Raw genomic sequence first — 398 nt, forward strand, 5'->3', positions numbered from 1 at the left:
TTCCTGTACCAGATCCCGTTCGCCGGATCGCTGCTGCTGTTCTATGCCACCATGCTGATCTACGGGCTGTCGCTGGTCGGTTTCGGCCTGCTGATCTCGTCGCTGTGCGCCACTCAGCAGCAGGCGTTTATCGGCGTGTTCGTGTTCATGATGCCGGCGATCCTGCTCTCAGGTTACGTCTCGCCGGTGGAGAATATGCCGGTGTGGCTGCAGGATCTGACCTGGGTGAACCCGATACGCCACTTCACCGACATCACCAAGCAGATCTACCTGAAAGACGCCAGCTTCAGCATCATCTGGCGCAGCCTGTGGCCGCTGCTGGTGATCACCGCCACCACCGGCAGCGCCGCCTACGCGCTGTTTCGCCGCAAAATCGCATAAAAAAAGCTCTGCATATC

Annotated in this window: 1 protein-coding gene; it reads left to right on the forward strand. The window is 59.0% G+C overall.

Going from position 1 to position 398, the window contains the following annotated elements; genetic code table 11:
• The coding region (locus tag HFC70_RS26600; RefSeq protein ID WP_168476313.1) for an ABC transporter permease at positions 1-381 on the forward strand (381 nt) is incomplete at its 5' end.
• Positions 382-398: the final 17 nt, after the last annotated feature.

Source organism: Agrobacterium sp. a22-2 (assembly GCF_012276985.1).
GTDB lineage: Bacteria > Pseudomonadota > Alphaproteobacteria > Rhizobiales > Rhizobiaceae > Allorhizobium.